The organism is Microbacterium sp. AC035 (assembly GCF_979258485.1).
Genome location: NZ_OZ409858.1, coordinates 386,021 through 399,295 on the forward strand (window position 1 = coordinate 386,021; position 13,275 = coordinate 399,295).

General features: G+C 66.7%; 13 protein-coding genes. 7 read left to right on the top strand and 6 right to left on the bottom strand.

The genetic code is table 11. From position 1 onward, the window contains the following. Positions 1-64: 64 nt before the first annotated feature. From ACZ0AA_RS01765 to ACZ0AA_RS01780, 4 genes are all read left to right on the top strand, one after another. Complete coding sequence (locus ACZ0AA_RS01765; RefSeq protein ID WP_463511979.1) at positions 65-2,143, top strand: acyltransferase family protein; 2,079 nt, start codon at positions 65-67, stop codon at positions 2,141-2,143. A gap of 92 nt (positions 2,144-2,235) precedes the next feature. Next, positions 2,236-3,372, top strand: a complete 1,137-nt coding sequence (gene glf, locus ACZ0AA_RS01770) for a UDP-galactopyranose mutase (protein WP_400861152.1) — start codon at positions 2,236-2,238, stop codon at positions 3,370-3,372. A 10-nt stretch (positions 3,373-3,382) separates the two neighbouring features. Next, on the top strand, positions 3,383-4,204 hold the full coding sequence (locus ACZ0AA_RS01775; RefSeq protein ID WP_463511980.1) for an ABC transporter permease: 822 nt from the start codon (positions 3,383-3,385) through the stop codon (positions 4,202-4,204). Beyond that, complete coding sequence (locus ACZ0AA_RS01780) at positions 4,201-4,938, top strand: ABC transporter ATP-binding protein (RefSeq protein ID WP_463511981.1); 738 nt, start codon at positions 4,201-4,203, stop codon at positions 4,936-4,938. Before ACZ0AA_RS01775 ends, ACZ0AA_RS01780 begins: the two co-directional genes overlap by 4 nt. A 25-nt stretch (positions 4,939-4,963) precedes the next feature. On the opposite strand, the gene ACZ0AA_RS01785 is transcribed toward ACZ0AA_RS01780, so the two are convergent. The 3 genes from ACZ0AA_RS01785 to pseB are packed head-to-tail and all read right to left on the bottom strand — an operon-like array spanning position 4,964 to position 7,808. Continuing rightward, positions 4,964-5,806 (bottom strand): cytidylyltransferase domain-containing protein, encoded by an 843-nt coding sequence (locus ACZ0AA_RS01785; protein WP_463511982.1) that lies wholly within the window; start codon positions 5,804-5,806, stop codon positions 4,964-4,966. Continuing rightward, a complete protein-coding gene (locus tag ACZ0AA_RS01790) occupies positions 5,692-6,816 on the bottom strand; it encodes a DegT/DnrJ/EryC1/StrS family aminotransferase (protein WP_463511983.1) in 1,125 nt (374 codons plus the stop codon). The genes ACZ0AA_RS01785 and ACZ0AA_RS01790 overlap by 115 nt, the downstream gene beginning before the upstream one ends. A gap of 2 nt (positions 6,817-6,818) precedes the next feature. Then, positions 6,819-7,808: a UDP-N-acetylglucosamine 4,6-dehydratase (inverting) gene (gene pseB, locus ACZ0AA_RS01795; protein WP_400861141.1), complete on the bottom strand. Its 990-nt coding sequence runs from the start codon at positions 7,806-7,808 to the stop codon at positions 6,819-6,821. Between the two features lie 106 nt (positions 7,809-7,914). Here pseB and ACZ0AA_RS01800 point away from each other — a divergent pair, with 106 nt between their 5' ends. Further along, on the top strand, positions 7,915-9,399 hold the full coding sequence (locus tag ACZ0AA_RS01800) for a GNAT family N-acetyltransferase (protein WP_463511984.1): 1,485 nt from the start codon (positions 7,915-7,917) through the stop codon (positions 9,397-9,399). 9 nt (positions 9,400-9,408) lie between these two features. Here ACZ0AA_RS01800 and pseI read toward each other — a convergent pair whose 3' ends face one another. Then, positions 9,409-10,470 (bottom strand): pseudaminic acid synthase, encoded by a 1,062-nt coding sequence (gene pseI, locus ACZ0AA_RS01805; RefSeq protein ID WP_463511985.1) that lies wholly within the window; start codon positions 10,468-10,470, stop codon positions 9,409-9,411. Positions 10,471-10,562: 92 nt separating this feature from the next. Here pseI and ACZ0AA_RS01810 point away from each other — a divergent pair, with 92 nt between their 5' ends. Together ACZ0AA_RS01810 and ACZ0AA_RS01815 are read left to right on the top strand one after the other, a co-directional pair. Continuing rightward, entirely contained in the window at positions 10,563-11,252 is a 690-nt protein-coding gene (locus tag ACZ0AA_RS01810) for a hypothetical protein (protein ID WP_463511986.1), read from the top strand. Positions 11,253-11,295: 43 nt separating this feature from the next. Continuing rightward, entirely contained in the window at positions 11,296-11,661 is a 366-nt protein-coding gene (locus ACZ0AA_RS01815) for a hypothetical protein (protein WP_400861130.1), read from the top strand. Between the two features lie 30 nt (positions 11,662-11,691). Here the strand turns inward: ACZ0AA_RS01815 and ACZ0AA_RS01820 are convergent, their stop codons facing one another. Both ACZ0AA_RS01820 and ACZ0AA_RS01825 read right to left on the bottom strand, forming a co-directional pair. Further along, entirely contained in the window at positions 11,692-12,312 is a 621-nt protein-coding gene (locus ACZ0AA_RS01820) for a hypothetical protein (RefSeq protein WP_463511987.1), read from the bottom strand. A 4-nt stretch (positions 12,313-12,316) separates the two neighbouring features. Beyond that, a complete protein-coding gene (locus ACZ0AA_RS01825) occupies positions 12,317-13,273 on the bottom strand; it encodes a glycosyltransferase family 2 protein (RefSeq protein ID WP_463511988.1) in 957 nt (318 codons plus the stop codon). Positions 13,274-13,275 lie beyond the last annotated feature (2 nt).

A 13,275-nucleotide genomic window follows, 5' to 3' on the forward strand; every position in this document is an offset into this window, starting at 1 on the left:
AGAACGGCAGACGGTCGACCCGAGACGACCGCGGCGACAACCCACCGCCGATACGCCCTCCCTCATGACTCAGACGCGACCGACCTGGCCTCGACCTGCCGCGGCTGACTCCGTGCGTCCGCTGACGCACCGTGCCGACATCGATGGTCTCCGTGCGCTGGCGATTCTGCTCGTCGTCGCCTATCACGTGTGGCTGGGCCGCGTCTCGGGGGGCGTCGACGTCTTCCTGATGGTCTCCGCGTTCTTCCTCACCGCGTCGTTCGTGCGGCGGGTCGAGTCTCAGCGCCCGCTCGCACTAGGCGCCTTCTGGCTGCGCCGCTTCCGACGGCTGCTGCCCGCGGCAGCCGTGACGATCGTCGGCGTGCTCGCCGTCGCGCTCGTGGCGTATCCGCAGACCGAATGGCCGCGCGTCTGGCACGAAGCCTGGTCGAGCCTCTTCTACGTCGAGAACTGGACGCTGGCCCTGTCGGAGGTCGACTACTACGCGCGTGAGTCCGTCACGCCGAGTCCGTTCCAGCACTTCTGGTCGCTGTCGGTGCAGGGGCAGGTCTTCATCCTCTGGCCCCTGATCATCGCGGCGGTGTGGGTGGTGCTCCGCCGGCGACGGAGCATGGTCGTCCCCGTGCTGGCGCTCGTGTTCGGAGCGATCTTCGTGGCTTCGCTCGGGTTCTCGATCGTCGAGACCGTGCAGGCCCAGTCGTTCGCGTACTTCGACACGCGCACACGGCTGTGGGAGTTCGCGGCCGGCTCGCTCGTCGCGATCGCTCTCCCCTTCGTCCGAGTCCGTCCTTCGATCGGGGCGGTTCTCGGATGGGCAGGCATCGTCGGCATCGTGATGTGCGGGATCGTGCTCGACGTGCAGGGCGGTTTCCCCGGGTACCTCGCCCTGTGGCCTGTGGTCTGCACGGCGCTCGTCATCATCGCCGGGCGCGACCGCCCGCGTGGCGGTCCGGCGATGATCCTGGAATCAGCGCCATTGCGATACATCGCGCGCGATGCCTACGCGCTCTATCTCGTGCACTGGCCCGTCCTCGTGACCTGGATGATGCTGAGCGGGCGTTCCGAGCCGGGCTGGCTGGCCGGCGCCGGAATCGTCTTCGTGTCACTCGTGCTGGCGCGTCTCGTGTCGATGCTCGTCGAACGACCTCTTCGCGACTCCCGTGTCATCGAGCGTTCGCATCGGCTCGGTGCGCTCGTTCTCGCGGCGTCCGTCGTCGTCGTCGCAGCACCGCTCGCCGCATGGCAGCTCACGATCGAGCAGCGTGAGGCAGCCCTGGTGGCCGGCGACACCGGCGGGTATCCGGGGGCCGCGCAGATCGATACGCCGATCGACCTCTCCGGCGTCGATCTCCCGCTGAGGCCGCTGGCCACGGCCCTCGATGAGGAGTGGGTGGACCTGAAGGGCAGCTGCGCGGGCGACCTCGCGCCTGAGGAGCCGGTGCTGCAGGGCAGCTGCGCTCAGACCGCGAACGCGGAGGATTCGGATGCCTGGCGGGTGCTCGTGATGGGGGACTCCCATGCGCAGCAGCTCATGTCTCCCCTCGCGGTGCTCGCCGATCAGCAGGGATGGGGCATCGTCGCGCTGCTGAAGGGGGGATGCGCGATCGGCATCGGGGCGCCGACCTGGTCGGCCGCGGGTCCGCCGTGCGAGGAGTGGCGCGCCGCCGCGATCGAGTACGCGACCAGGGTGCAGCCGGACGCCGTGTACCTCGTCGTGACTCGGGCGACGCCCGCGTCGCCCGAGGTGCTCGTGGAGGGGATCCGAGAGATCGCCGACGAGCTCACCGCGAACGGGATCCAGGTGATCGCCGTGCGCGACAATCCGCGCTTCGACTTCGACATGTACGAGTGCGCGCTGGAGCAATCGGAGATCCCCCCGGGAGCTGCCGCAACCTCGTGCGATGTCCCCGAACCCGGGTTCGCCGTGGGGGAGGACCTCGACGACCTGGCGGCGCTCGAGGGGGTCGTCGCCGTGGACTTCCGGCCATGGCTCTGCCCCGACGACATGTGCCGAGGATCGATCGGCAACATCGCCGTGTACATCGACGACAATCACATCTCCGACACGTACGGGCGGACCCTCGCTCCGATGCTGCAGGCGATGCTGGAGACCGGAGGCCCTCTCGGCGTCGAGGCGGGCTGACAGGTTGCGCCGAGCCCGCTGCCGGTAGAGTTGTCTGCTGTGTGCCGCGCGACGCCGTGCGGATGTGAGCCTTGTGGGCAGAAAGCAGCAACATGGATCTTCTTGTCGTCGGGTCGGGCTTCTTCGGCCTCACCATCGCAGAACGTGCAGCCGATGCCGGCCGCAAGGTCACGGTCATCGACCGTCGCCACCACATCGGCGGGAATGCCTACAGCGAGGCGGAGGCCGAGACGGGCATCGAGGTGCATCGCTACGGCGCCCATCTGTTCCACACGTCCAACGCCACGGTGTGGGAGTACGTGAACCGCTTCACGAGCTTCACGAACTACGTGCACCGGGTCTACACGACCCACAAGGGAACGGTCTTCCCGATGCCGGTCAACCTCGGCACCATCAACCAGTTCTTCCAGTCGGCGTACACGCCCGACCAGGCGAGAGCCCTCGTGCGCGAGCAGGCGGGGGAGTTCGACGTCAAGACGGCGGCCAACTTCGAGGAGAAGGGCATCGCCCTCGTGGGCCGGCCTCTGTTCGAGGCCTTCTTCCGCGACTACACGGCCAAGCAGTGGCAGACCGACCCGCAGAAGCTCTCGGGCGACATCATCAGCCGTCTCCCCGTGCGCTACACGTACGACAACCGCTACTTCAACGACACGTGGGAGGGGCTGCCGACCGACGGCTACACCGCGTGGATCGAGCGGATGGCCGATCATCCCAACATCGAGGTCAAGCTGAACGTCGACTACTTCGACGAGAGTCAGCCGCTGAACAAGAAGGCGACAGTCGGACAGCTGCCCATCATCTACACGGGCCCCGTGGACCGCTATTTCGACTACACGGCGGGAGCCCTCAGCTGGCGCACTCTCGACTTCGAGCAGGAGGTGCTGAACATCGGCGACTTCCAGGGCACGAGCGTCATGAACTACCCGGACATGGACGTGCCGTACACGCGCATCCACGAGTTCAAGCACTTCCACCCGGAGCGCAAGGACGTCTACGACTCCGACAAGACCGTCATCATGCGCGAGTTCTCTCGTTTCGCCAACCGCGAGGACGAGCCGTACTACCCCGTCAACACGCCGACGGACCGCGACGGTCTGCTCGCGTACCGTGAGCTCGCGAAGGGCGAGAAGGACGTGCACTTCGGCGGACGCCTCGGCACCTACCAGTACCTCGACATGCACATGGCCATCGGCTCGGCGCTGTCGCTGTGGAACAACTCGCTCTCGTAGACTCGGCACTGTGAGTCACACTGCTGCCGGGGCACCCGGAACGCTCCGGCGCTATCTGCATTCCCTGTGGCTGCTGTCGGCCAGGGACTTGAAGGTGCGGTATTCGACGAGCCTGCTCGGGTACCTGTGGTCGGTGCTCGATCCGCTCGTGATGAGCGTGATCTACTGGTTCGTCTTCACGCAGATCTTCAACCGCGATGTCGGTGAGGATCCGTACATCGTGTTCCTCATCAGCGCCCTGCTGCCCTGGGTGTGGTTCAACACGTCGGTCACCGACTTCACCCGCGCGTTCAAGAAGGACGCGAAGCTGGTGCGCTCGACCGCGATCCCTCGATCGATCTGGGTCAACCGCATCGTCTTGAGCAAGGGAGTGGAGTTCCTCTTCTCCCTGCCCGTGCTCGCGGCGTTCGTGATCATCAACCTGGTGGTGGAGCAGGACCCGGCGCACACTGTGCAGGTCGGCTGGGGAATCCTCTGGGTTCCGGTCGCCGTGTTCCTGCAGACGCTCCTTCTCGTGGGCCTGGGGCTTCTGGTCGCCCCGCTCTGCGTCCTCTTCGTCGACCTGGAGCGCACGACCGCGCTGATCCTGCGTGCCATGTTCTATGCGACTCCGATCATCTACAACGTCACAGATCTTCCCGGCATCTTCCAGACCCTCGGTGCGTTCAATCCGCTCGCCGGGATCTTCATGCTGTATCGGATGCCGTTCTTCCCCGACCAGTGGAACCTTTTCACGCTGCTCGTCAGCGTGGGGATGACCCTCGTCATTCTTGCGCTCGGCCTATGGACGTTCCGGTCCCTCGAGCGCACCGTGTTGAAGGAGCTGGGATGAACGTCGCGATCGAGGCCAGGGGGCTGGGCGTCCGTTTCCGCCGAAACCGCCGTGGGCGCCAGAACTTCAAAGACCTTTTCGCCCCTGCGGCGCGGCGGTCGCGCTCCGGAGAGTTCTGGGCGCTGCGCGACGTCTCGTTCACAGTGCAGCAAGGAGAGTCGATCGGCGTCGTCGGGCGCAACGGCCAGGGCAAATCCACGCTGCTCCGTCTCGTCGCGAAGGTGCTGCTCCCGGACGAGGGGGCGGTGAAGGTGAAGGGCGGAGTCGCTCCGCTGATCGAGATCACGGGCGGGTTCGTGGGCGACCTGACTGTGCGCGAGAACGTCGCGTTGATGGCAGGTCTGCACGGGATGCCGCGTGACGCGGTCGCGGAGCGCTACGACAGCATGATCGCCTTCGCCGAGCTGGCCGGTTTCGAGGACACTCCTTACAAGCACCTGTCGAACGGCATGAAGGTGCGTCTGGCGTTCTCGGTCGTGTCCCAGCTCGACGAGCCGATCCTGCTCGTCGATGAGGTGCTCGCGGTCGGAGACAAGGCGTTCCGAGACAAGTGCTACAAGCGCATCGACGAGCTCCTCGCCGAGGGGCGCACGCTCTTCTTCGTCAGCCACAGCGAGCGCGACCTGCGCCGATTCTGCACCCGCGGTCTCTATCTCGACAAGGGCGCGCTCGTGCTCGACGGGCCGATCGCAGACGTTCTCGACCGATACAACGCGGACTACAACCGCGGCTGACACAGGCGGGCAGCCGCCCTCACGGTCATTCGCCGAGCTTCTTCTGCTCCACGTGCGCGTTGACCGCGGCGAGTTCGGGGTGGGCGTCAAGGACGGCCACGATCTCGGACACATCAAGCGCGGCAGCGCCGTGCTCTTCGATGAGCGCCCGGATGACGATCAGGTCGTCAGGGGTGTCCAGGGTCACCCGATAGCGCGAGGCATCGATCTGCTGGGCCACCGAGTGGATGGTCGACCGCGGCGACCGCCCCGTGTAGAGGTAGGGGGTGACGTGTTCCCGCTCCGCCGGTTCGGTGGCGTTCCTGTCGGCCTCGGCGAGCGCTGACGCGGAGAAGACCTCGAAGTCGAACCCGCGCGGGTACGTGCGCTCGAGGACGTTGGAGACGTGCGCGTGAGGGTCATCGAGCTCGACGAATCGGCGAACCCCCTCGGAGATCAGAGCCGGATCGATCAGAGGGCAATCCGATGTCACTCTGACGATGACGTCGAGTCCTGCGGAAGTCGCCGCCCCCGCGAAGCGGCTCAGCACGTCGACCTCACTGCCGCGGAAGACCTCGACACCTCGCGCGTGCCCCAGCGCCGCGAGGGGGTCGTCGGCGGCATTGGTCGTCGTGGCGAGGACGACGGGCAGATCGGCGGCGAGGAGCCTGTCGATATGGTGATCGAGCATCGAGCGGCCGCCGGCGGGGATCAGCACCTTGCCCGGAAGGCGGCTGCTGGTCATCCGCGCCTGGGTGATGATCCCGATACGCGTCAACGGAGAGCCCTGACGAGCGACTCGACGACCTGGTCGACCTGATCGTCGGTGAGCTCCGGGTGGATGGGGAGCGAGAGCTCCTCGGCGTAGAAGGCCTCTGCGTTGGGGCACATGCCTCGGCGGTAACCGGCATCCGCATAGACCGGATGCCAGTACACGGGCATGTAGTTGACCTGCACTCCGATGCCGTCGGCACGCATCCGGTCGAAGACCTCACGACGGCGCCGATCGAGGATGCGCACCGGGTAGAGATGGCGGATCAGATCGACGTGGTCGCGCTGGACCGGCGTGCGCACCCCGTCGACGCCGGAGAGCACCGCGTCATAGCGGCGAGTGATCTCGGCGCGTCGCCGCCTGAATGAATCGAGCCGTGCGAGCTGGGAGATGCCCAGTGCGCACGCGATGTCGTCCAGCCGGTAGTTGAAGCCGAACTCATGGACCTCCTGATGCCAGGCGCCCTCGGTCGTCACCGCGAATCGATCGGCGTCGCGCACGAGCCCGATGAAGTGGAACTCGTGGGCGCGCTGCGCGAGGAGCGGATCCTTGGCCACGAGCGCACCGCCCTCGCCGGTCGTGAGATTCTTCGTGGGGAAGAATGAGAACGTCGTCAGATCCGCGAGGTCGCCGACCGGTCGGCCCTTGTACGTGCTGCCGATCGAGTGCGCGGCGTCATCGAGCACCAGGGCGCCGACTCTCGAAGCCGCGGCGGAGAGCCTGTCGTAGTCCGCAGGGTGGCCGGCGTAATCGACAGCGGCGATCACCGTGGTCCGCTCATCGACGAGCGCGTCGACCGCATCCGGGTCGATCAGCGCAGTGTCCTCCTCGATGTCGGCGAACACGATGTTCGCCCCGAGGACCGATGCCATCGCGGTCGTGGCGATGAAGGTCATCGGTGTCGAGATCACGGTGTCGCCCTGGGCGACTCCGGCGGCGGCATACGCCATGTGGAGCGCCGCCGTCCCCGAGGTCGCGGTGACTGCGCGGTGACCTCCGGCGACCTCGCCGATCCTCGCCTCGAAGGCGGCGACCGCGGGGCCCGTCGTGAGCCAGTCGCCGCGGAGCACCTCGACGACGGCCTGGATGTCATCCTCCGAGATCGACTGACGTCCGTACGGCAGCACCGTCAGATCCCCGCCTCGATGATCTGCGCGATCTCCTCCTGCGAATACCATCGGTCGTTGCTGTCCGAACGATAGGCGAAGCCCTCGGGCACCGGCACTGCGCCCGCGGGCATCTGATAGCCCCAGGAGGCGAGGTCCGGCTGGATGATGAAGTACTTGCCGTCGCTGACCGTGACCGCGCGGCGGCCCTCCTCCGGGCTGATCATCTCCTCGTGGAGCTTCTCGCCGGGGCGCAGACCCACGTCGACGAGCTCGGCTCCAGGAACGACGGCGTGGGCGAGGTCGGTGACCTTCATCGAGGGGATGCGGGGGACGAGGAGCTCGCCACCCTGCATGAGCTCGAACGTGTCGACCACCATCTCGACGGCCTGGGGGAGCGTGATGAAGAACCGGGTGCAGCGCAGATCGGTGATCGGAAGCGGCTTGCCTTCCGCGCCCAGGCGGGAGAAGAACGGGATGACCGAACCGCGTGATCCCATCACGTTGCCGTACCGCACGACGGCGAATCGGGTGTCGTACGCGGCGGCGTAGTGGTTGCCCGTGATGAAGAGCTTGTCGGCGGTGAGCTTGGTCGCGCCGTACAGGTTGATCGGGCTCGAGGCCTTGTCCGTCGACAGGGCGACGACGCGCTTCACGCCGGCGTCGATCGATGCCTCGATCACGTTCTGGCTGCCGAGTATGTTCGTCTTCACGAACTCGAAGGGGTTGTATTCGGCGGTGTCCACCTGCTTGAGCGCGGCGGCATGCACCACGTAGTCGACGCCGTGCAGTGCGCGCGCGAGGCGTCTCTCATCGCGGATGTCGCCGATGAACCAGCGCAGTCGAGGGTCGTCGCCGAACTGCTGTCGCACCTCGTACTGCTTGAGCTCGTCACGCGAGAAGATGACCAGACGGCGGGGATCCAGGTGCGTCAGGGCGTGGCGTATGAACGCCTTTCCGAATGACCCGGTGCCGCCAGTGATGAGGATGCTCGCGCCCTCGAGAACCGACACTCTGTCTCCTCAGCGTTGTCGTGATCGCATGGATGCTCGGGTTGTTCCATGCCCGGCCTATCCTATCGGGTGGGCGCAGGCGCGCCCCGGAGGAGAGGGACGTGCGATGAGCGGGCGACGGGTCCTCCTGCACTGCAACGCTGGTGTCGAGACGGGCATGGGACACCTGATGCGCACGCTCACGGTCGCCCGCGTCGCGCGTGACCGCGGGTGGGTGGCGTCGGTGTTCGGCGATGTCGACGATGCCGGTGCGGACATCCTCCGACGGATGGATCCAGAGCTGGGGCTGTTCACGACTCATGGGCCGGGGGTGAGCATCGACGACTTCGCAGATCTCGCGCGCGGCGTCGACGTGATCCATCTGGACAGCTACCGGGAGATTCCCGATCTCTCATCCCTCGGACCGCTGATCAGCAACATGCAGGACGGTCCGTTCGGTGTGCGTCGTGCCGATCTCGCCATCGATGCCAACCTGGCGGCCGAGCGCACTTTCGCGAGCCCTGAGCGCAGCCTCAGCCATCTGGCAGGCATCGACGCCGCGGTCGTCCGTGCGCAGGTGCTCGCACAGCGCGACGTGCGGAGGCCGCCGTTGACGGTGCCTCGGGTGCTGGTCGTGATGGGCGGCACGGATCCTCACGGTGTGACCGCTCGCGTCGTCGCCGCCTTCGACCGCCTGCCTTCCCGTGTGGAGATCACCGTGATCGACCCCCGCCTTCGTGCGGAGGTGCGCTCAGCGGCGGAGTCCTCGCGTCACTCCGTCGAGGTCCTGGGTTTCGTGGACGACCTCCCCGCGATCGCCCGAGGCCACGATCTGGCCGTGACCGCTGCCGGAACCTCGGTCTGGGACTTCGCCTGCATGGGGCTTCCGATGGCACTCGTCTGCGTGGCGGACAACCAGCGTGCCGGATACCGTCAGATCGTCGAGCGGGGGCTCGCGGTCGGTCTGGGGGAGCCGCCGCATCAGAACCTCGAGGAGCGGATCGGCCTGCTCGGCGATCTCCTGGCTTCTCCGAAATCGCTCGCCTCGACGGCCGCCGCGCTGAAGCAGATCGTCGATGGGCTCGGCAGCTGGCGGATCGTGGCCTCCTGGGAGCAGCTGCTGCACACCCGACCGCACGTCGAGCCTCGGTCTGGCGCACTCGCTCGCCCAGCGACGGCCGAGGACGGGCAGATGCTCCTCGAGTGGCGCAACGACCCGACCGTCCGGCTCAGCTCCCGCTCGCGCGGTGAGATCGATTGGCGATCCCACCGCGACTGGCTCGCGAGAAGCCTCGAGGACCCCGATCGTCGACTCCTGATGATCGAACGCGACGGGATGCCGGTCGCCACCTGCCGCTGGGACAGAAGGGCGGAAGGCGAGTGGGAGATCTCGATCACGGTCGCCCCCGAGAGCCGCGGTCGCGGTATCGCCGCGTCAGTGGTTCAGGCGGCGGAAAGCGCGCTCGCTGCACTGCCCCCGCTTCGACTGGTGGCGGCGGTGCACCACGACAATGTCGCGTCTCGCCGACTGTTCGAGCGCGCCGGTTATCTTCCGCATCTCCCCGCGGATGAAGACGGCTTCCTCACCCTGGCGAAATGGCGACTGTCCTGAGAGCGTGACCTAGAGCACATCCCAGGTCAGTGGCGTCCCGCGTTCCACGTCTCGCGTGAAGGTGCGGCCGCTCACGAGGTCGAAGTCATCGGGGCGGAGTCCTCCGGCCGGACGGATCGACCGCACGTTCTCCGGACTCACCCTGTCACCGGCACGCACGTCGGTGACGACGAACAGAGACCGGCGAAGGGCGAGAACCGCCTCTTCCTGGGCTGTCGGTCCGAAGGACACGCCGCTCGCCGACGCGACCCGTGCCTGTTCCGAGGCCACGACGAGAGCGTGGAACTCCTCGGGCGTGAGAGAGAAATCCGCATCGACCCCGCCATCCGTGCGGTCGAGCGTGACATGCTTCTCGATCACGACCGCGCCGAGGGCGGCGGCAGCGACCGCGACTCCGATACCGAGCGTGTGGTCAGAGAGTCCCACCGGGACGTCGAAGGCGTTCCGCAGCGCCTCGATGTTGCCCAGTCGCGCTTCCTCGGGAACTGCGGGGTAGGCGGCGGTGCAGGCGAGCAGAACCAGCTCGGTGCCGCCGGCGCCGCGGATCGCGGTGACCGCGGCGTCGATCTCGGACAGCGTCGCCATCCCGGTGGACACGATCATCGGCTTTCCTGTGCGGGCGACCTCGCGGAGCAACGGCAGGTCGACGATCTCGGCGGATGCGGTCTTGTACATCTCCACACCCAGGTCCTCGAGGAACGCGACCGAGCTCGGGTCGAACGGGGTGGAGAACGGGATGAGTCCGTGGCTGCGCGCGCGGTCGAAGATCGGCGCGTGCCACTCCCACGGCGTGTGCGCCTCCTGATAGAGCGAATACAGGTTGCGGCCGCCCCAGAGACCATGGTCGCTCGCGACCTGGAAGGCGGGCTTGTTCGAATCGATCGTGAGAGTGTCGGCCGTGTACGTCTGGATCTTGAGGGCATCGGCGCCGGTGGCGGCGACGGCGTCGACGATCTTGAGCGCGCGATCGAGGTCGCCATTGTGGTTTCCCGACATCTCAGCGATGGTGAACACCGAAGAGCCGGCCCCGATGCTCGCCGCGGAGAGCTGAATGGTCTGCGAAGAAGTCACGCCGACAACTCTAGACGCGTCCTGTCGCGGACTCACCGCCGTGCCGCTGGAGTCCTCGTCGGCGTGCCCTAAGCTGAGGTCTCATGGGGCGTGTGACGAATCTTGTCGGTGATGACAGGGCGATGGCCGGTGAGGCCGAGTTCTACGATCGACTCCGTCCGCTCGTGGGCGCGTACGGGCGAACGGCCCCGGTGCGCCGGATCGCCGTCGTCGGCAATCAGCCGCTCGAGCCGTCCGATGAGCGGGCCGAGCTGATCGACACGGCGGACGTCGTGTTCAGAGTCAATGGCTTTCGCGTGGACGACGTCGACGGTGCACGGTCAGTGGGGAGACGCGCCGATGTCGTGGTCTTCAACCGCGGTGTGCGGCCGACTCCCTGGTTCTTCGACGGCTACTCCGAGCGCCTCTATCTGATGATCGAACCGGGGCGCCTGCTCTGGGAGAATCCGAAACTTCCCGCCTTCTGGCCCGAGGATCTCGGGATCGTGACGATGCCGAACCGCGAGGTGGTGCTGCCACTCGGTGAGGCGATGGGCGCTGATCCGCGCAGCGGTGGTCAGTGGGCGACGACAGGGACGGTGATGCTGTGGATCGCGACCCGTCTGTTCCCTCGAGCTCGGGTCGATGCGGCTGGATTCTCGTTCGTCGACTCCCCGGATCAGACGGCCTGGAACCACGCGTACGGCGATCCTTCGGCCGTGGGCGCAGAGCACCGGATAGACCTTGAATCGAAGCTCGTGCGGGGCTGGATCGAATCAGGCCGCATCAGCTACCACCGCTGAACGTCACAGACCATCGACAATCACCCGAATGATTGAGGACTGAATGCTGAACCGACTCCGTCGCAGACTCGACGCCGTCGTCGAACACCGTGTGGATGCGAGAGTGGAGGCCCGAATCAGGCCAGCCCTCGAGCAGTTCGAAGACGCACAGCGCGACTACGAGGCACGCCTCGCCGGCACCCAGGCCGACTTCTCGTACATCAGATCCGAGTTCGACCGCATCGCCCCGCAGGTCGCGGCACTCGAGCAGCGCTTCGAATGGCTGCGGGTGCGGCTCGAAGCGGGAGATCTGGATGCCGAGGGCGCGCTCAGCCGAGCACAGGCCGAACACGAACGCGCGCGAATCCGGCTCGAACTCGCCGCCCACTACGAGGAGCGCCTGCGCCGCCTCGAGTCCAGCGTCGACTGAGCCCGCACGACGCGGGACTCACCCTCGAGGTCAGAGACCGACGACAGCGCGGAGCTCGTTCACGGCAGCGCGTGCGCTGTCGACCGACGGCGTGCCCGCGGTCGCCTCCGAGCGCAGAGCGCTGAGCTTCTGGTTGTAGTCGTCCACAGCCGCGCCCCAGGCGGATTCGATGGATCCGGGAGGTGCGATCTCGCCCAGTCTCTGGGCGTCTGCCTGAAGACTCTCGATCACGGCGGTCGCATCCTGACCGCTCGTCTCACTGGCGATCTGAAGCCCGGTCAGAGCATCGTCGAGCCAGCCGCGCACCTGCCCGCGGAAGGCATCGACGGAGGGGTCTGCGACGGGAGGCGGGGTCGTGACCGGCGTCGACGGTTCCGGCGCCGCCGTCGGCGGAGGGACTTCCGTCTGAGTCGCAGTAGGCGAAGGCGAGGTGGACGGAGACGACGACGCAGACGGCGAGGCGGAAGGGGAGGGTGATCCGCTGGCGCCGGGAGTCGGCGACTCTCCGCGCGGCAGGAGGAAGAACAGCAGCACGCCCACGATGACGAGCGCTGCGACGACCAGTCCGACGATGAGCCAGACCCGACCGCGATTGCGCGGCTTCGGCTCCAGAGGGGCCCAGCGGAGGTCGGGCTGCGGTTCGTCGGTCATGCTGTCAGTCCTCCAGGGCGGGCATGGGCTTCCAGGAGCGATCGCGGCCGAGCTTGCCGCCCTCCTTGAGTCCCCGGAACAGATTGCTCGTTCCTCGCACCGTGCGCTCGACGAACAGGAGTCGGATGAGCTCCTTCGCGAACGTCATCGACGTCCCGAGTCCGAACAGCACGGGGTTGTAGTTGCCATGCACGCGGTAGTAGTGCTTGATGTACGCCCGGTTGCGCATGATGTAGAACCGGTAGGCGTTGCTCGAAGCATTCATGTGACGGATGCCCATGTCCCACTGCTTGATCTCGCGAGTGCGTCGCAGGACGAACTCGTCGACGATCACCGCAGTGGTCTTGCGCGAGGCGAGCCACCCGTACATCTGGTCATCCCAGTAGATGAAGAAGCGGTGGTCGGGCAGGCCGATCTGCTTGACGATCGACCGATGGATGAACATCCCCTCGAAGCATCCGCTGTTCATCTCCTTGAAGCCGGACGAGTCGAAGCCGGACGGCGCGAACGGGATCGGGATCCCCATGCGCTCTGCGATCCGGTACTGCCAGTAGAACTCGCTGCCGTCGTAGTCGTAGCGGCGACCCTGGATGCTCTTGAAGCGCGGAGCCCACTTGCCCATCCTGGCCAGACCGTCCGTCACGACCTCGACGTCGTCGTCCATCATCCAGATCCACTCGGAGCCGAGTTCGTACGCGGTGCGCATGCCCTCGCTGAAGCCCCCCGATCCGCCGGTGTTCGTCTCGAGTCGGCGGTAGACGACCTCGGTGCCGAGCTTCGGGCGGAAGGACTCCACGATGTCGGTCGTGTCGTCGGACGAGGCGTTGTCGATGATCACGACGTGGCCGGGCTTCGGGTCCATCGCGGTGATGCTCTCGAGGAGACCGGTCAGGAGGTGGGATCGGTTGTACGTGACGATGACGATCGTCGCGGACGCCGGGTCGAAGGGGGCGTGAGTCACGA